Raw genomic sequence first — 16,822 nt, forward strand, 5'->3', positions numbered from 1 at the left:
CGGAAGAACCCGACGCGTCCGCGCTGACGCCAGTCGCCGACTACGTCAGCGACACCACCGCGACTGACTTGATCCACAGGTCTTGACTATTCCTCAGTTTTCCTAGCCATCGTTTCGCCTACTTCCGAGCGACTCGAACCCTGCACCTGCATGGGGCGTTCGTGTTCGGCGAGGGTCCGCACACGTTCAATGGCAGCCACGGGCGGCCTTGCCCCGCAAGCGCGTTGCCCACTCTCGGGAACGGACACGGTCATCAGAGCTCTACACGCCGTATCCAGACTGACGCACAGAGAGCAGCACGAGGCTGTGTTGTCCTTTAACTTCAGTCTGCCCCCTCAGCCACTTGAGTGCATCCACAACTCCGCGATCTCCCGCCCGCCGACGGTGACATGGGCACAGATCTGTGCCTTGCCGCTGCCGACCGCTGTGACGACCCCGTCGGCATCGACCTGTGCAACCTTCTCGTTGCTGCTCGAATAGGTGATCACCACTGGGCCGGACGTCTGGTTGTCGGCTTTGAGGGCAAGGTCGTCGCCGACCACCGTGCCCCCGGTCGGATCCATGTTCCGGGTGCTGATCCGATCGTTGAAGTCGTCCGCGTAGTCGCTGCCGGCAATCGTGATGTCGTCGGCACCGTCGAAGGTAAACAACGGAGCCGTGTACCGCGCGGGCAGCGTCTGGGCGGTCACCCGGGCCGTGTCACCGATGCGCATCCGTTCAGCGCCGCCCTGGAGCTTCACTCATGCGTGCCGCCTGACGTGGTTGCTCCGGAAGGTCAGGTCCCCGACGCTCCTGCCGACCACCAGGGCGCCCCCGGCCATGTCGAACCTGTTGTCCTCGATCAACAACGTTACGGTGCATCGGTTGCCCCGGCACGACCTCGCGGTTGGTCGGATCGAACCAGATCACCGGACCGGCCGGCCGCTCGAAGACGTTGTTGCGAATGACCACGTCTTGCACCGGGCCGATTCGAACCGCTGGTAGGCATCGGACGAGTTGTAGATGCTGGCCATGCTCATGCCGTTGAAGTGGCGGCGGGTCACCGTCACCGGACTTCACACTTCTCCTCCACGGCAGGCCTTCACTTGAGGACATCTGACGTCTTATGCTTCGGCGAAATTAGAAGGAGCGGACACACGCCACTCCGGACGAAAGGGCAGTTATGTCCCGTTTTAGTCGAAGACTTCACTGGCAAGCAGGGCTGGCCAGCCTCTCCGCCGTCGTGGCCCTGACCGGCGTCACACCCACGGCCGCAGCCGCCGAGCCGGCACCGGACTTCGACGCCACGCCTCCGCAAGCGGGCACGCCCTTCTACACGGAACAGCAACTCGCCACCAACGGCGAGGGCGGATTCCCCAACTACCGCATCCCGGCGCTGACCGTCACCAACGGCGGCGACATCCTCGCCTCATACGACGGCCGGCCTACCTCGATGGACGCGCCCGGCCCCAACTCCATCGTGCAGCGTCGCTCCACCGACGGCGGCACGACGTGGGGCGAGCCGACCTTCGTCCACAAGGGCAAGGTCGAAGCACCCATCGAGGGCTACTCCGACCCGAGCTACATCGTCGACCGCCACACCGGCGACATCTTCAACTTCCATGTGAAGTCCTTCGACAAGGGCTTCGGCGGCTCGCAGGCGGGCGTCGCCCCCGACAACCGCAATGTGCTGCACGCCGAGGTCAGCGTCTCCCGCGACGACGGCCGGACCTGGGAGCACAACGTCATCACCGCAGACATCACCACCGACCTCGGCTGGCGGTCCCGGTTCGCGGCCGCCGGCCGGGGCATCCAGCTGAAGTACGGCGAGCACGCGGGGCGCCTGATCCAGCAGTTCACGATCATCAACGCTGCTGGCGCCTTCCAGGCCATGTCCGTCTACTCCGACGACCACGGCAAGAGCTGGAAGGCCGGAAAGCCCGTCGGCGTCGGCATGGACGAGAACAAGACCGTGGAGCTCTCCGACGGCCGCGTCATGCTCAACTCCCGCGACTCCCAACGCTCCGGCTACCGCAAGGTCGCCATCTCCGAGGACGGCGGCGTCACCTACGGCGAGGCGACGATCGACCGCGAGCTGCCGGACCCGACGAACAACGCCTCCATCGTCCGCGCCTACCCCAACGCACCGAAGGGCTCCGACCGGGCCAAGGTGCTGCTCTTCTCCAACGCCGGCTCCACCAGCCAGCGCACCAACGGCACGATCCGGATGAGCTTCGACGACGGTGAGACCTGGCCGGTCAGCCGCGTCTTCCAGCCGGGCGGGATGGCCTACTCAACCCTGGCGACCCTGCCGAACGGCAACATGGGCCTGCTCTACGAGCCCGGCGGGGGCAACGCCGGCATCCGGTTCGCGCAGTTCAACCTCGCCTGGCTGAACGGCGTCGCCGCGCCGGTCACGGCCTCGGGCGCCTCCGTCGAGCGCGGCACCACGCGGTCGTTCGAGCTCACGGTGACCAACCAGAGCGGGAGCACGCTCCACGTGCAGGACCTCGCCCTCACGGTGCCCGCTGACTGGTCGTACGACCTGACAGCGCCGGACCGGATCCTGCCCGACGCATCCGCGACCGTGAAGACCACCCTCACCGCCCCGGCGAGCGCGCGAGCCGGCGCGTACCCCCTGACCGCCACGCTGACCGACGCGAAGGGACATACCTCGAAGAGCACCCTCATGGTCAAGGTGCCGAAGACCGAGGACGAGCTCACGCCGGGCCGCATCCTCGTCACGGGCGGCAAGCTGACCAACCCGCAGACAGACGGCTACCAGGTCGGAGACGAGCTGTCCTTCACCTACACCGTCACCAACCTCTCGGACGCCGCCACCACAGTCGCGCCGAGCGGGAACCTCGAGGACTTCGACCCGGCGACCGCCGCCCGCAACTGCCGCTGGCGCGGCCTGGCCGCGGACGCCTCGTACACCTGCACTACCCCGTACCACGTCGTCACCCAGGAGGACCTGACCGCAGGCCACTTCACCCCCCGCTCGAGCTGGACCTCCACCTCGGGCAACACGGTCACCACCGTGGAGCACACCGGCGAGCGCATCAACCTCGGCTGAGTCTGTCGCACGGGGCGCGCACCGCTTCGAACGGCGCTGCGCCCCGTGCCCAGTCATCGAGGTCCGCCCCTTCGACCGCAACGGCTTGGGCCTGCATGCCTCCGCGTCGCATGTCCTCGCCGAGCGCGATCCGGTCCACCCGCTGCGGCTCGTCCAGGACAACCGAGGAGTGCTGCTGGGAAGAGCGCATCCGCCAACTGGTGCCGTCGTAGCAGTCGGTGAGCACCGCCATCTCCTCGCCGTCGCCGAAGGCGGGCGCATCGAGGGGCCCGAGGCACGCAAGCTGATGACGGATCTGATCAAGGAATACGCGGACCTCTTCCCGGGCCCCTGGTTCCACCTCGGCGGTGATGAGTACTTCGGATGCCCCTGGTACCCCAAAAAGATCACCGGGGAGAACTCGCCACAGCTGCTCGACTACGCCCGCCGGAAGGCAGGTCCGGAGGCCACGCTCCTGGACGGCTTCAACACCTATATGAACGTCCTCGCGGAGCGGGGCAAGCGCGCGAAGATGTGGAACGACCACATTCATCCCGGACAGGGTGTCGTCGACATCGACCGCCGCATGCAGGTCGAGGCCTGGATCCGCTGGAACACCGCCGAGCCGTCGGTCGAGGACTACATCCGGGCCGGATACGACGTCGTCAACGGCTACGGCGACCACCTGTACTTCATTCTCACGCCTGGGCAGCAGCACGAGACCGGAAAGAAGTCGGCGCAGGGCATCTACGACCTGTGCACTCCGCGGACGTTCCTGCGCAGGCCGACGAAGGACATGCAACTCCCCGCCGACGCCCCCATGCCCGGGGCCCACTTGTCCATCTGGTGCGACAACCCCGACTTCCAGACAGAGCAGAAGGTGTCGGACAGCGTCCGCCCCTGGCTGCGGTCCTCCCGCAGCAGGTATAGGGATCGCCCAAACCCGCCCCCTGTCCCGTCCGAAAATGCGATTCGGTGCAGTGAGCTGTGGAGATGTCACTCGGTCAGGGTGGGGCATCGGGCATGCGCCAATCGGTCCCATGCCGAGAACCAGGCGCTCATGTCTTTCGGCCTCCGCCCGGGGTGAATGTGGCCCGCACAAGCGCCGTACTCGCGCTGGTTCAGCTCCCCGGCCTCGGCGCACTGCCCGTCTTCGACGATGTACCAGCTCATCTTCCGGACCACGCCCGTGTCGGTGGGCAGGGCCGAGACCAGCGACAGCACGGACGCTCCGCGCCAACTGCTCGCGTCTGACAGTGCCTCGTCCAGCAGTAGCGTCCGGCGGTCAAAGCCACCCGGAACGGAAGACGAAGGGCCCGTTCGGGGTGGGCTTGACGTGTTCTGTTGCCACACGAGCCGCTGGTGGGGGCATCCTCAAGCCCGATCCCCTGCTGGTGGAGACCAGACCGAAGCCTTTGGAGACGAGACCTGTCCCGGGCTACCCGCCAGCCCGCAGAAGCCGATCAAGAACTGCCACCGGCAAGCGGGTAGCCATCGCGCACCGCGCGATGCTTCCCGGCGCCGTACGCAAGATCGGACAGCCGGAAAGTACGCAAGATCTGGACGAAGGGGGTTCCCCCGAGCACTCCGGCGGCACGCATACGGTCGCGATCACGATGCGCCGCCGTCTCGGCACCGGTCCGACCTCCCCGTCACCATCCCGGCCGAGGCCGAACAACGCGGCTGCTGGCGGCCAAGCGAATCGAGCCGACTGCACACTCCTGGGGGCTCGCGGCGGCGAGAAGCCGGTGCCCGTACGAACAGCCCAGGTGGGACGGTACGCGCCACCCAGCTCGTCGAGCTGACGACCGGGACCAGCCCCCTGGCGCGTTGTCGCCTGTCCAGCTGGACTTCTTCCAACCGCTGACCTTCGAGCCCCCCTCCGGACTTCCTGTACGTCCACCGGGCCCAGTAGGCGTGCCCCTTCTTGCCCGACACCTTGTGGGCGATGATCAGCGGCACCCGGTGGGGCGACGCCTCGGTGTATTCGATGACGATGCAGTAGTAGGACTTGGTCAGGTTCGTATTGGTGTGGGTATGTCGCGGTGGCAGGTGGGGCAGGCGCCGGTCCAGACCGCGAGCAGGGTCTGGAGTTCGCGGATGACCTGGTAGAGGCTCAGGCCGGCGCCGCGTCTTTTGGGGCCTGGGCCAGTCGTTGCAGGGTGCAGAAGGCGTGCGCGACGGAGACGAGGGTGACGTGGTGGTGCCAGCCGCCCCAGGTTCGGCCCTCGAAGTGGGCCAGGCCCAGGGCCTGCTTCATCTCCCGGTAGTCGTGCTCGATGCGCCAGCGGAGCTTGGCCAGCCGCACCAGCGAGGCCAGGGGCATGCCGGAGGGCAGGTCGGACAGCCAGAACTGCACCGGCTCGGGCTCGCCGGCAGGCCATTCGGCCAGCAGCCAGCACTCCGGCAGCTCCGGGCCGTCGGTGGCCTGCCGGACCTCGCGTCCGGCAGGCCGGATCCGCAAGGCCACGAAGCGGGAGTACATCCGCTTGCGGCCGGATCGGCCCGTGCCGGGCCGGGAACCTTCACGCCACTGCACCGGCCGAGCTGCCTTCCGCCCCGCCGCGACAACCAACTCCTTCACCGACCGCGGCTTGTCCGGGTACTTCGCCACCGGCGGGCGTCCGGTCCCGGAGTACGGCACGTCCACCGGCACCGCGTCGCCGGGCTGGGCCGACAGCGTGCTGGAGATCCCCACCACGTAGTTCAGGCCGCGGGCCTGCACCCCGCGCCGGAACGCGGCAGCGTCGCCGTATCCGGCGTCCGCGATGGCCAGCGGCACCTCGATCCCCCACGAGCGGGTCTCGTCGAGCATGTCCAGAGCCAGCTGCCACTTCTCCACATGCCCGACATCCTCGGGGATCTGGCAAACGGCACGCCGGGCGGCCTTGTCCGGATCGGCCTTCGCAGAGGCGGGGTCCCACGTCTCGGGCAGGAACAGCCGCCAGTTGACCGCCGCCGAAGCGTGGTCATGGGCAAGATGCAGCGAGACGCCGACCTGGCAATTGGTGACCTTGCCCGCCGTGCCGGTGTACTGCCGCGACACACACGCCGAAGCGGTCCCGTCCTTCAAGAACCCCGTGTCGTCGAAAATGAGCGCGGACGGCCGGATCGCCGCTTCCATTCTCCAGGCCACCCTGGCCCGCACATGCGCCGGATCCCACGGGCTGGTGGTCACGAAATTGGCCAGCGCCTGCCGGTTCCCGTCCTCACCCAGCCGCGCCGCCATCGGCTCGACCGACTTGCGCCGCCCGTCGGTCAGCAGCCCCCGCAGGTAGACCTGCCCCCACCGACGCTGATCCTTCCGCGCGAACGGCTCGAACACCTCCGCCGCGAACGCCTCCAACTCACCACGCACCACAGCAATCTCGTCCGGAGTCACACACTCCCAACGCCACACCGGGCCAGAAGGACACGCACCACCGCAACCGACCTGACCAAGCACTAGTAGTCCTTGCTCCGGGTACATCGATGAGTCTCCACGGAGCCGGCCTTGCTGTTGGCATCCGCGAGCGTCGGGGCCGACACGAGTAGTACGGCACCGACTGTCATACACATGATCCTTCGCATGCCAGGGTCAACGGCTCTCCGCCGCAGAAGTGCGGACGACACATGGGCCATCACCCACACGAGGCGGTTGTGAGGCCACACCTCCTTGGGCTACTGGGTGTGAAGGATGGCCCTATTTGATTTCGTAAGCCTGTGCATCCGTGCCCACCATGCCTGCTCTGGCCAGCAGAAACGCCGCGCTGCGACGAGCGATCCGACCGGTCCGCAAAGGACGAATCTGCCGGGCAGGAGCTACAGACGGAATCCTCCCCCCAGTGCAGATGGCTGCGTGCGCGGCCCGGGGATCCCCGCTCGTACGGCGGGACGCGGCGTTTGCGCATGGCCCCATGGCTGCTGTGCCGCGATGTTACGGTGCGCCGCGGCATCGAGGAGAGCTCGTGGGACGGTGGCTCCGCCCTGGCGTGCCGTCTCCAGCAGTGCTGCCGCAGCGATCTGCTCGGCGGGCATCACGGTCCGGTATGTGCCGGTCAGCGAGTCCAGTTGTCGGTGGTGAACAGGGTAGAAGCGCCGCTGCCCTGGATTGTCGGGGCCGGGTCGGTGCTCGACGGAGTCGGTAACCAGTCCGCTCTGCGCCCGCTTCACCGCCAGCGGCGCGGCTGCGGCCAGCTGCCACCCGGTGGCAGGCAGCCGGTACAGCATTGCCGCCAGAGCGCCCACGCCCTGCACGTCGTCCAGGATTTCGCGGACCGGCCGCGCTTCGGGGCGTCCTGCTCCGTCCGGTCGCCACTGCGCACCGAACAGCAGCTGCCCCACCCGCACAGCCGACGTGTGGGCGATCACGGTGGCCGGGTGGGGGACGACCTGCGGCAGGCGGACCACCTGGCCGCGTCGGACGATGTCATAGCTGGGCGGCGGCAGTTTGGGATGGGCCCGTGGGTCTGCCAGGTCCACAATCCGATGCCACGCGGCCGCAGACTGCTGCCACGCCTGTGCGGAACTCCGCAGGGCTCCGGCTGCCTCCCGCTGAACTGCAGCGATCGCCGCGTCCGGGAGCTGTTCGGCGACGCGCAACAGCAATCGGCCCGCCAGCAGGCGTCCCATCGCTGTCCAGCGGGACAGCTGTTGCAGGTCCGATCCGCTCAGCCGATGTCCGGATCGGTCGTGCAGGGTGTCGAACGCGACCCGGGACAGCCGGTCGCAGTCCTCAGCCAGGCGCTCGGGAACATCCCGGGTGTCGTCGCTGCCGTGCGCCTGGACCGCTTCGACGGGCAGTGCGAGCGAGAAGGCCGCGATCCCCCAGTCGGCGTTCCGGGTCCCCTCCCGGCCGAATACCGCAGCCTTGGCCAGAGATGATCGGACATTGGCGAAGGCTGCTTCAACGCCGGGGTCCTCGACGCCCCTGCCCAGGACGATAACGATCCGGTTTGCCTCCCACGCGAGTTCGGCGGACCGTCGGGCGAGGTATTCGCGAGCGGGACGGGTACTGAACGCGTAGGCGTAAGCGGTCAGCGGGGACCGGTCGGGCCCGTGATGGCTCTCGATGAGATCACGTACCGCGTTGACAGCTGCGGTCGCACCCGCGATGCCGTCCCCTGCCGAGCCGGACGCGATCGCCGCCGGGGATGGCAGCAGTCGCTGGGCTGTCTGCAATGCATCTCGGGCCTGGGCAAGGTGGAAGCCGAGGTCGCTCGCCGGCGAGGTGTCGTCGATGACGCTGAGTCCCGCAGCCAGATCCGCCAAGAACTGGTCTAAGAGGCGGCTTACGGCTGCCTGGTCAGACGTGACGGGCTGCTCGGCCGCGGCTCGCAGATTCGCGCCGGCTGTATCGAAGAGCTCTCCTAGAGTGGCCACTACTGCTCCCGGACCGTCGTGAGAGCCTCCCGCGCGGCGGATGCGTGTCGGGCCGCCTCGCTCAGGCGGCTCTGCGCGCCTGAGCTGCTGTCCCCGGCCGAGGCGAGGCGAACAAGCGCCCCATGGGTCCGATCGAGCAGGCCGATGTAGGGAGCAACACCGGCCGTTCCGGGCTCGATCTCTGCCAGCTTGAGGGGAACGCCCGTCTCCGGCACGGGCAGCAGATCCCGGGCGGTGAAGCATTCCTGCGCCACGACGAGCGCCTGCAGTTCGTCGCTCGCGTTGTCCCAAGCGATGGCGTCCGCCAGACGGCCCGCGAGGTCCAGCGCATCCCATGCGGCGGCCAGAACCGTGTATGCGTCCGACTCCGACAGCGCTTCACTCACGCTGTTCAGCTCTGCGCTCATGACCTCGATCCCCTCCCTGAAAATGTGTGTATAAGGCAATCGTGGCACCGCCCCCGTCATAGCTCCCAGCCCCCTGTGGACAGAGAGGTCTCTGTGGACAACGACGTATCCGGTTGAAAGGACACCCGAATCTCCCTGCGTACTGGCTGGACGGCGTCGCCGTTCACCACTTGCGAGAGAACACCCACCCCCGCTACGCCGCCTCCACCTCAACCCCGGCCTCGGCACCAAGAAGCTCGCCCGGCTCATCGCCCGCGACGTCCGCACCTTCCTCGACGGGCTCCGCACCACCTGCCAATGCTGCGCCCAGGAACGAGACTCCGTCCGGCGGTCCTGCTGCGCCATCCGCCAGTGCTGCGTTAAGCGCCTCTCCCCGCTGACCGTGACGTACGTCCACGCGGTCCTCAAGTCCGCCCTGGAACGCGCCGTCCGCGAGGGCGAGCTGCCACGCAACGTCGCCCGGAACGTCAAGACCGCCACGCCCCACCCCAGACGCTTCCAGCCTCTCACCGCCTCCGAAGCCTGGCAGTTCCTCTACAAGGCCAACGCCGACCGGCTGCACGCGCTGTACGAACTCGCCCTTCAGCCACACCTCCACGCTACGAGGGAAAGGTCAGGTGGGCCAGATGGTCCTGGACGCGGTGCACCACCGGATGCAGATGGTTGCGGTACTCGAGGAAGGGGCTGATCTGCCCGTTGCCGCCCGCCCGGCCCAGATATACGACCAGCTCACGGGCTACGGCCGCGGTCAGCGCGGGACCGTGGTCGCGCTCGACCAGGGACAGCGCGAGGTCGATGCCCGCGGAGATACCTGCGCTGGTGCTCACCGCGCCGTCGTTGACGTACAGCACGTCGTCCTGCACCTGGGCGAACGGATAGCGTCGCCGCATAGGCTCGGTCAGCGACCAGTGGGTGGTACAGCGGCGGCCGTCCAGCAGCCCGGCCTCTGCGTGTGCCGCGGCGCCGCTGCACACGGATGCCAGCCGGGTGCCGCCGGCCGCGGCGTCGCGCAGCCAGCGGGTCACTGTCGCTGTCACCAGCGGCGCGGCGGCGCGCAGCCGGGGTCCCGGCACCAGCACCAGGTCCCCCGACCTGGTCCGGGGCAGCGGCCCCAGTCCGGCCAGCCGCAGGCCCTGGGCCGACACCGTCTCCGGGCTGTCCGCCACATACTCGATGCGGTACCCCGCGCCCAGGTACGACACCGTGTCGAAGACCTGGACCGGGCCGCCCAGATCCAGCAGATTCACGTCCGGCAGTACCAGCACCACGATCCGGCCGGTGCACGCCTTATTGCCGTTCACCCGGCCTTCGGTACGAGGCGCCCGTCGCCCACCACGAGGGCCGGGAAGGCCCGGGGGCGGACGGAGCCAGCACTTCGGCCGTGCGCGGCGCGGCGAGCCGCCCTACTGCCTGCGCCGGACGACCCGCTGACCCTCCTGGTGATCCGAGTGGCGTCCCGCCCTTGCCTCGTGGTCCGTGGCGGTCACGGTCCAGTGGTCGAAGTCGTAGACGACGGATTCGCCATCGACCGAGGCCTGGAACCTGGAGCCCAGCTTGTCCTGTTGCAGCCACGGGGTGTCGAACAGTTTGTACGAGTCGTAGTCGATGGGCGTGCCGTTCACGAGGTGGGTGGCGGCAGGCGCCTCGGACGCCGTGTCGAAGGTGATATCGAGGTCGTCGCCGCTCAGGCTGTGATACACGAGCCGCGGATTCGTGTCCTCCAGGTGACCCAGGTCCAGACTGGTGGTACTGGTGAGGGCTCTCACGAACGCGTCGAAGTCGGTGTACGCGGAGGCATCCGCCGATTCCAGCACCCAGCCGTTGTTGTCGGCCTGGCTGCGCAGAATGTCGTAGCTGTAGCTGAGGCTCGCGGTCGGGTGGGTCTGCGCCGTCGTCTTCACCTTGTTCGCCGGGTCGTTCGGTGTCTGGTGGTACCAGGTTCCGGGCTTCGCCAGCCTGTAGGCGAAGTACATCGACCCCGTGTCCGCGATCGTCCATCCGTCGGCCTCGCGCCGTTCCCGGATCGAACCGTTCGTGGGGAACAGCGCGTTGATGTAGTTCGATGTCTGATCGCCGGACGACTTGTAGACACCCACGGCCGCGGGACCATTTTGCATCACACGTTGGCCGGCGGGCTGGTTGTAGGCACCGATCGGGGCGTTGCCCTGGTCGACCGACAGCCGGAAGAGCGGATTGGCGGCGTCGGACTGCCAGCGGAGCACGACCGGCAGGTCCTCGATCCAGTTGTCGACCCGCCGGTACTGGACCTCGGTGCCGAGGCCCCGGACGGCCGGCTGCAGCCGCTTCACGCTGTACCGCGGCTTCCGCGCTGCGTACGGCTTCGCACCCAGCGAGTACCAGAGGGATCTGCGGTTGCGCCGAGCCCGCGCACTCCTTGCCGAGGGCATGGCGCCGGCGACGGCGGCCGCCGAGGCCGGCTTCGCGGATCAGGCCCACCTCACCCGGTGGTTCACCCGCACCTACGGCGTCACCCCCGCCGCCTACCGCGCGGCGTGACGCACTCCCGCCGTCAGAAGGTCTGCTCCGGTGCGGGGAACGTACCCGCCGCCACATCGGCCGCGAAGTCCCGGACGGCATTGAGTAGTACGCCGTGCACGGCGGCGTCCTGATTCACGAAGCGCGGCAGCCGCCCCGTGCGCAGCCCTGCCATGTCCTGCCACACGAGCACCTGCGCGTCACAGCGGTTCCTGATCACGCAGGCGCTCAGTTCTACTGGGACACTGGCCGACTCAGGCCGTGGGTACGCCGACCGTATCCCACGCCTGGAGTACCGCATCGCGCTCCTGCGGCCCGTAGGCGTCGGCGGCGTCCGCGGTGAGCCGTGCGAAGGACGTGAAGTCGGCGTCGCCGGCGAGCCTGCCAGCGGTGAGCACGTCGTACCAGATACGGCCGGCGCCATCCCAGGCGTGGCCGCCAAGCCGGGTGGCGGCGAGGTAGAAGGCGTGGTTGGGGATGCCCGAGTTGATGTGCACGCCGCCATTGTCGGCGAAGGTCTGCACAAAGTCGTTCATGTGGGCAGGCTGCGGATCCTTCCCGAGCTCATCGTCGTCGTACGCGATGCCGGGCGCCTTCATCGAGCGCAGCGCGAAGCCCTGTGCTCCGGGGCGCAGCAGTTCCTCTCCGAGTGCCCCCGCCTTCATCGTCCGCCAGCGGTCGGAGGCATGCCAACCCGAGCAGTCAATGAACCAGCGGTGGTTCGTTGGACCGGTGGGCGCGGGTCCAGGAAGCGGTGACGTTCCTGACCGATGCAGCTCACGTTTCAGGCATGGCCATATGCGGATTGTCACCCTCGCGGAACAATCGCTGGACCGGTCTGGCGGAAGGGATGAGCGATGGCAAGCGGGGGCGAGCAATATGAGGCGTCGGCGCTGGGGTATGTGGCCAGGGGTATGTGGCCGGCATCTTGGTCCGCTTCCGGGCCGTCACGGTCAGGTGCCACACCCACTCCGCCATCGTCTCGCCGGACGCGGGGACGTCTCGCCTCACGGCACGATCCGGTGGCGCCCCGGCTGTAACCTCAGCGCGCAGAGCCCAGTTGGCGTACAGCGGTCCGGGACTGCGCCTCCACACCGTCGCCCGCGCCTTGGAGCAAACCGCTTCTACCAGGCCCCGCATTCGCCGCATGCGCCGTACTGGTCCTTATCCTCACAGCGTGCTCCTGCCCGGCCTCGGGACTCATTCCGAGTCGAAGAACTGACGGCCGTTCGCCACTCCGAGCGAGGATTTCACCGCCAACTCGATTCCGATCTCCGACAGCCTGGCCAAGTGCGCCAGCCGCCGGACCTCCCATTCTTCGAGGCCCCGGGCGGGAAGCGCCTTCGAGGGCGTCCACCCGTTCATCGCTGCCGCGAGGCCGGCAGCGTCACCGAACGCTTTGGATGTTCCTGAAGCAGTGTGCGGCCGGACCGTTCCCGCAGCATCCCCTATCAAGGCCGCATGATCGGCCACCATGCGGTAGGGAGGGAGGTCGAATACCGGTTGCATGAAGACCTCCGACAGCCGAACAAGTCTGGCGAACTGTGGCGGCAGGGAGGAATCTGCCTGGGTACCGACCTCCTCAACCGTCCCAGGCATCAGTTCCCCTGACGGCAGGAAATGCGCGAACTGCTTTCCGGAGCGCCCCGTCATGAGCCTCGAAAGATTACACTCGGCAACATTCATATACCACACCCAATTAACCCGCCGCACCCCTTCCTCCAGCTCGCCGTTGGGCCCTGGAACCAGATAGCAAAGCATCTGCATGCCACGCGAACCGAAGAATGTGAACCGGCCCGAAAGAAGCTCCAACAAGTCGTCCGGCACCCGGGATTCGGACTCCAGTCCACGCCAGGCCACGTAGCCCGCGTACGCGGGACGAGCAGCGGGGTCGACAAGTCTTCGCGTGGCCGATCCGATTCCGTCGGCACCGACGAGGAAGTTGCCACGCACGGTATACCCGTCGGAGAACTCAGCCGTGACGTCATGGCCTTCCACCTGCACACGGGCGAGCGAGCTGTCCAGGCGGTAGCACACCTCGGTGAGCGGATCGCGAAGCGCGCGGTAGAGGGTGTCCCAGGAAGTCATCAGCTGCGGGGCTTTGTAGCGCTCGGCCTTGCCGTGGATGTGGAGTTGCTGGCGTTCGTGCAGGGGGACGCTCACTGATCGCGCGGACGATCCCAGCCGCTCCAGCAGCATCTCGACCTCAGGCTGCATGACGATCCCGGCCCCGCGGGACTCGGTCCGGCCGGCTGACCGTTCGTAGACAGCAACGTCCGCACCGGCGGATCCCAGTTCGTGCGCTGCCGCCAAACCTCCGACGGATCCACCGATGATCAGTGCTTTGAAAGCGTTCCTCTCACCCATCGTGATACTCCACTGTTCCGCGGGCGGCGTCCACACCATTGATCGTCGCATCTGTGGCGGACCGAGGCCACGGCGCGGCCAGGGCATCTCGTCCTCCCCGGACGGGAAGCGACGAGCGAAGGCGACCGCCTCCTCGACGGAGTGCCCGGCATCCCTGAGGCGCAGCGCCAGAGCGCCCGGGTCGATCCACGCGGCGCCCCGCGTCGGCCGCGCCCAGTCAACGAGCCGGGCCCGTCCCCCTGTGATGAGGACGTTGTCGGGGGGGCAAGGTCCGTATGCAGCAGGACGTCGCCGGCAAAGTACCGCGCGGTGCCCTCCGGCGCGTACGGAGCCCACCGCTCCTCAGCCTGTTTGATCTCGACGCCGGCCGGTGCGGAGATGCCCTGAAGCTCGGTGAGCGCCGCCGCTACGAGTGGCAGGTCCGGCGAGCCGGGCGCGTAGTCGGCGTGACGGCCGTCGACCCCCTCGTAGCCGAGGAGACTCCATCCGTCCAGCTCCAGGTGCCAGTACAGACGCGGGCAGGACGCCGGCAGGTGCGGGGCCACCGCCGCCTCACGGCGCTACGCACCGACCTGGGGATGGTCGGCCGGGATGCCCCTTTACGAAGAAGCTGCCGCTCTCCGTCTCCAGGACGGAGGCGATGCCGGAGTTCATGCCGCCGCGCACGGTCACCACCTGGTGCACGGCGCCGGTCTTGTCGGCGACGATCTGGCGGATGTCGGCGGGAAGCTGCTCGAATGGAAAACACGGGAAGAGCAGCCGAAGCATGAGAAAATGTACGCGAAGTCGCTGCAGGATCTGGGGCCTGTGCCGTACGAGAGACGCTACCCGAAGTATGTTTCTTCGAACTGGGGTCGTCGCCAGAGACCCAGCTGAACGAGACGGGCCAGCAGCGGACCGGGCCGAACGAAACGATAGTTGCCAACGCCCATGTAGTCCTACGTGAATCGTCCTCGTCGAGTCATAACGAGCGTGGGCCTCTGAAGCCCCAGCTGCGCCGCTTATGGGACATTCCACTTCTCCTACGCCATTGGACTGATGGACATGAAGACAACCTTGCGAAACATCAGTTTCGCCGCCGCAGCCTACTTCTGCTTGGAGGCCGGCATATTGCTCACATCAGCGAGTGGCTCCGTTGCCTCACCGCAGAATTCCCAAGTTGCACCGTCGGAACTTAAGTGCTACACGAACATCAGCAATCCAGACGCAATCGTGTGCTATCGGGTTTCGAAGCGGGCCCTGAACAGGGGAGGCCAAATTGCATTCCTCCCCTTCCTCATTCAGGTGCCCACACCTTCGAATCACCCGCCTCCGATCGTCGTGAGTGTTTTGCCGTCGCCCCTGCCCGATCCACCCCCAGGGCAACTTCGACGCGAATCCTCCAGTGGCACCGAATTCTCACCCCAGCCACCGGCTGGCTGAGATCGCCTTCACCGGGGTACCGCCGGGCTCCCCGCAGACTGCCGAGCGGTGCCCTCGTCCTTCGGGACGGCCATCAGGCAGATGTTGCCGTGCCGAATCCATGCGTACCGTGGGTGTCGTCGGAGGCGAGCTCGTAGCCCTCCCAGTGCTTGTCCCGGCTGCGCGGCTGATTCAGCTTCACCTGATTTCCCCCAGGATGCTCCGGGCTTCAGGCCGGGGAGGAATGGGCCCTTGGAGCGGAGCCGTGAAGCGGCGGAGTTCTCTGCGTACCTGCCGTGACCTGTACTTTCGGGTGTTGCAAGTCCCGTCTCTGACGAACACCCGGGCATCTCGTCCGCAATCCCCGCGCAGCAGGCGCCCTCGGCGCACACCGGTGTCCGCGCTCATCACCCTCACCGACGGCGAGTTCGACGCGCTCAGCAGCCCCCTCTGACCGACGCTGGATGCCGACGCCGGATACCGAACCACTCTCGAAGGAAAGCTCATGAAGATCGGCATCATCGGAGCAGGCAATATCGGCGGCAATCTCACCCGTCGCCTCACCGAGCTCGGGCACGACGTATCCGTGGCCAACTCCCGCGGCCCCGAGACCTTGGCCGCCCTGGCCGAGGAGACCGGTGCCACCCCGGTCACTGCCGCCGAAGCCGCCCGCGGCGCGGAAATCGTCGTGGTGACCATCCCGCTCCGGAGGGTCCCCGGCCTGCCCTCCGGCCTCTTCGACGGCGCGGCCGAGGGGTTCGCCGTCATCGACACCGGCAACTACTACCCCAAGGAGCGCGACGGACGGATCGCCGCGATCGAGGAAGACGGCCTGACCGAGAGCCGCTGGACCGAGCAGAACCTCGGCCATCCGGTCGTCAAGGCGTTCAACGGCACCCTCGCTCAGGACATCCTCGCCATGCCGCGGCCGGCCGGGCACCCCGAGCGGATCGCGCTGCCCGTCGCCTCGGACGACGAGACCGCCAAAGCGAGGGTCCGCGCCCTGATCGATGAACTCGGCTTCGACACTGTCGACGCCGGCAGGATCGACGACTCCTGGCGCCAGCAGCCCGGCAGCCCGGTCTACGGGCTCCGCGCCGACGTCGCCGGCGTGACGAAGGCTCTCGCCGATGCCTCACCCGAGCGCAAGTCGGACTTCCGGGCCTGGTCCGGGTGAGTCCGAGTGTGATCACTCGGCGGAGTTTCAGGGCCGCGGCGCGGTGGTGGAGCCACACGTTGTTGGCGATGACACCGTGGTGCGGAACCCGGCGGTTGCCCTTGACGACCAGCCAGGCGATGGCCCGTTCGACCGGTGGGCGCCATCGGCGGTACTCGTCCTGCCAGGAAGTATCGGTGGCGGCCTGAGTCCGGGAGGCGGTGAGCAGTTCGTGCTGGGGGGGTTCACAACTGCTGGGCCGACACATCGTTTTGGCGAACATGGGCACGATGGGGTGAACGGCGCGACGAGCTGCGGGCATGCCTGGCGGGGTGCGGGGAACGTTCTCGGTGCGATCTGGGACGCCGGGTGTGGTGTCAGCAGTCGGGGCCCCCGTGTCACCAGCGAGATGGTTCGGGGCCTCCCCGTCGCCTCCGGCCACACCCACATGGCCAGGTCGTAGGAATTCCGCCCGCCTGGAACGGAACGCATACGGGATATGCGTCGCCGCCCAGGACGCGAAAGCGGAGGACCAGCACGCCCAAGACCGTTCGGGGCGTGCCGGTGAGGCAGGACTCACTCCTGCTCACTGCCCAGGAA

General features: G+C 67.7%; 13 protein-coding genes and 3 pseudogenes. 6 read left to right on the forward strand and 10 right to left on the reverse strand.

Going from position 1 to position 16,822, the window contains the following annotated elements; genetic code table 11:
• Nucleotides 1-335 precede the first annotated feature (335 nt).
• Nucleotides 336-740: an Ig-like domain-containing protein gene (locus ACFU6I_RS37720; RefSeq protein ID WP_384375645.1), complete on the reverse strand. Its 405-nt coding sequence runs from the start codon at nt 738-740 to the stop codon at nt 336-338.
• A gap of 422 nt (nt 741-1,162) precedes the next feature.
• On the opposite strand from ACFU6I_RS37720, the gene ACFU6I_RS37725 reads away from it, so the two are divergent.
• Entirely contained in the window at nt 1,163-3,055 is a 1,893-nt protein-coding gene (locus ACFU6I_RS37725; protein ID WP_384375648.1) for an exo-alpha-sialidase, read from the forward strand.
• Between the two features lie 85 nt (nt 3,056-3,140).
• Complete coding sequence (locus ACFU6I_RS37730) at nt 3,141-4,121, forward strand: family 20 glycosylhydrolase (protein ID WP_384375651.1); 981 nt, start codon at nt 3,141-3,143, stop codon at nt 4,119-4,121.
• A gap of 1,029 nt (nt 4,122-5,150) precedes the next feature.
• Here ACFU6I_RS37730 and ACFU6I_RS37735 read toward each other — a convergent pair.
• The 3 genes from ACFU6I_RS37735 to ACFU6I_RS37745 form a co-directional block, all read right to left on the reverse strand.
• Complete coding sequence (locus tag ACFU6I_RS37735) at nt 5,151-6,416, reverse strand: IS701 family transposase (protein ID WP_384375654.1); 1,266 nt, start codon at nt 6,414-6,416, stop codon at nt 5,151-5,153.
• Nucleotides 6,417-6,835: 419 nt separating this feature from the next.
• On the reverse strand, nt 6,836-8,284 hold the full coding sequence (locus tag ACFU6I_RS37740) for a hypothetical protein (RefSeq protein WP_384375656.1): 1,449 nt from the start codon (nt 8,282-8,284) through the stop codon (nt 6,836-6,838).
• A gap of 110 nt (nt 8,285-8,394) precedes the next feature.
• A complete protein-coding gene (locus ACFU6I_RS37745; protein ID WP_384375659.1) occupies nt 8,395-8,802 on the reverse strand; it encodes a hypothetical protein in 408 nt (135 codons plus the stop codon).
• Between the two features lie 140 nt (nt 8,803-8,942).
• On the opposite strand from ACFU6I_RS37745, the pseudogene ACFU6I_RS37750 reads away from it, so the two are divergent.
• Nucleotides 8,943-9,397, forward strand: a pseudogene (locus ACFU6I_RS37750) (site-specific integrase); the annotation flags it as partial.
• 4 nt (nt 9,398-9,401) lie between these two features.
• Here ACFU6I_RS37750 and ACFU6I_RS37755 read toward each other — a convergent pair.
• Together ACFU6I_RS37755 and ACFU6I_RS37760 are read right to left on the reverse strand one after the other, a co-directional pair.
• Nucleotides 9,402-10,103, reverse strand: coding sequence for a GlxA family transcriptional regulator (locus ACFU6I_RS37755; protein WP_384375662.1), 702 nt, complete (start codon nt 10,101-10,103; stop codon nt 9,402-9,404).
• 102 nt (nt 10,104-10,205) lie between these two features.
• On the reverse strand, nt 10,206-11,111 hold the full coding sequence (locus ACFU6I_RS37760) for a hypothetical protein (protein WP_384375665.1): 906 nt from the start codon (nt 11,109-11,111) through the stop codon (nt 10,206-10,208).
• Here ACFU6I_RS37760 and ACFU6I_RS37765 point away from each other — a divergent pair.
• Entirely contained in the window at nt 11,074-11,319 is a 246-nt protein-coding gene (locus tag ACFU6I_RS37765) for a helix-turn-helix domain-containing protein (protein WP_384375668.1), read from the forward strand. The genes ACFU6I_RS37760 and ACFU6I_RS37765 overlap by 38 nt on opposite strands.
• 13 nt (nt 11,320-11,332) lie before the next feature.
• Here ACFU6I_RS37765 and ACFU6I_RS37770 read toward each other — a convergent pair whose 3' ends face one another.
• From ACFU6I_RS37770 to ACFU6I_RS37780, 3 genes and pseudogenes are all read right to left on the reverse strand, one after another.
• On the reverse strand, nt 11,333-11,518 hold the full coding sequence (locus ACFU6I_RS37770; RefSeq protein WP_384375671.1) for a 3-methyl-2-oxobutanoate hydroxymethyltransferase: 186 nt from the start codon (nt 11,516-11,518) through the stop codon (nt 11,333-11,335).
• A 34-nt stretch (nt 11,519-11,552) separates the two neighbouring features.
• A pseudogene (locus ACFU6I_RS37775) lies at nt 11,553-11,948 on the reverse strand (M4 family metallopeptidase); the annotation flags it as partial.
• A 550-nt stretch (nt 11,949-12,498) separates the two neighbouring features.
• On the reverse strand, nt 12,499-13,665 hold the full coding sequence (locus tag ACFU6I_RS37780) for an FAD-dependent monooxygenase (protein WP_384375674.1): 1,167 nt from the start codon (nt 13,663-13,665) through the stop codon (nt 12,499-12,501).
• A 591-nt stretch (nt 13,666-14,256) separates the two neighbouring features.
• Between ACFU6I_RS37780 and ACFU6I_RS37785 the strand changes: the two genes are divergently transcribed.
• Both ACFU6I_RS37785 and ACFU6I_RS37790 read left to right on the forward strand, forming a co-directional pair.
• Nucleotides 14,257-14,541 carry a hypothetical protein gene (locus ACFU6I_RS37785; RefSeq protein ID WP_384375677.1) on the forward strand — a complete coding sequence of 95 codons (285 nt, stop codon included), beginning with the start codon at nt 14,257-14,259 and terminating at the stop codon, nt 14,539-14,541.
• A 1,030-nt stretch (nt 14,542-15,571) separates the two neighbouring features.
• The gene (locus tag ACFU6I_RS37790; protein WP_384375680.1) at nt 15,572-16,243 is read left to right on the forward strand and encodes an NADPH-dependent F420 reductase; all 672 of its coding nucleotides are present in this window, start codon (nt 15,572-15,574) and stop codon (nt 16,241-16,243) included.
• Here ACFU6I_RS37790 and ACFU6I_RS37795 read toward each other — a convergent pair.
• Nucleotides 16,236-16,412, reverse strand: a pseudogene (locus ACFU6I_RS37795) (IS5/IS1182 family transposase); the annotation flags it as partial. The gene ACFU6I_RS37790 and the pseudogene ACFU6I_RS37795 overlap by 8 nt on opposite strands.
• Nucleotides 16,413-16,822 lie beyond the last annotated feature (410 nt).

Source organism: Streptomyces sp. NPDC057486 (assembly GCF_042802415.1).
GTDB classification, from domain to species: domain Bacteria; phylum Actinomycetota; class Actinomycetes; order Streptomycetales; family Streptomycetaceae; genus Streptomyces; species Streptomyces yanii.

Bases quoted from the DNA above. Each gene is read 5' to 3' on its own strand.
- ACFU6I_RS37785 (WP_384375677.1), top strand. From the start codon at position 14,257: ATGCCCCTTTACGAAGAAGCTGCCGCTCTCCGTCTCCAGGACGGAGGC.
- ACFU6I_RS37790 (WP_384375680.1), top strand. From the start codon at position 15,572: ATGAAGATCGGCATCATCGGAGCAGGCAATATCGGCGGCAATCTCACC.
- ACFU6I_RS37780 (WP_384375674.1), bottom strand. From the start codon at position 13,665: ATGGGTGAGAGGAACGCTTTCAAAGCACTGATCATCGGTGGATCCGTC.
- ACFU6I_RS37745 (WP_384375659.1), bottom strand. From the start codon at position 8,802: ATGAGCGCAGAGCTGAACAGCGTGAGTGAAGCGCTGTCGGAGTCGGAC.
- ACFU6I_RS37725 (WP_384375648.1), top strand. From the start codon at position 1,163: ATGTCCCGTTTTAGTCGAAGACTTCACTGGCAAGCAGGGCTGGCCAGC.